Source organism: Streptosporangium sp. H16 (assembly GCF_051918855.1).
In the GTDB taxonomy this organism is placed as follows: Bacteria; Actinomycetota; Actinomycetes; order Streptosporangiales; family Streptosporangiaceae; genus Streptosporangium.
The window spans coordinates 1-539 of record NZ_JBPXMD010000145.1; the positions used below are offsets into that span (position 1 = coordinate 1).

The 539-nt window shown below is 71.1% G+C and carries 1 protein-coding gene; it reads right to left on the reverse strand.

Features of this window, described 5'->3' with window-relative positions:
* Positions 1-530: hydantoinase B/oxoprolinase family protein (locus ACTOQ2_RS44075; RefSeq protein ID WP_440108023.1), on the reverse strand; the 530-nt coding region annotated here is incomplete at its 3' end.
* Positions 531-539 lie beyond the last annotated feature (9 nt).

Consider the following 539-nt stretch of genomic DNA (forward strand, 5'->3'; position numbering starts at 1 on the left):
GAGACGTAGCCCTCGGCGACGTCACGGCGCACCAGCTCGGGATCGCGCTCGCGCGGATCGCCGTGCCCGCCGCCCCCGGCCGTCAGCAACGTGACCCGGTCCCCGACCTCCACCCGGGTCCGCTTCGTGCTCACCCGACGCTCACGCTCGGTACCGGGAAAGACCATCACCTGGTTGGGCTCAGGCTCCAGCCCGCCCTCCAGCGCCCACGGCCGCGACCGCGTCTTCTTGATCACCGACAGGAACTCCCCCGGCACCACGAACCGGATGTCACGCCGCAGCCCCACCCCACCCCGGAACCGCCCCGCACCCCCGGAGTCCTCCCGCAGCTCCACCCGCTCGAAGAACATCCCCGTCCTGGCCTCCAGAACCTCGATCGGGGTGATGCGCCCCGTACTGCCCGAGACGTGAGTGGCGGCGTTCATGCCGTCATGGGAGGGGGTGGCACCCCAGCCGACCGGGTCGTTGTTGCTGACCGCGAACATCTGCCCGGTCTCCGGATGGACCCCGACCATCATGAACCCCGGCACGTCACCCCC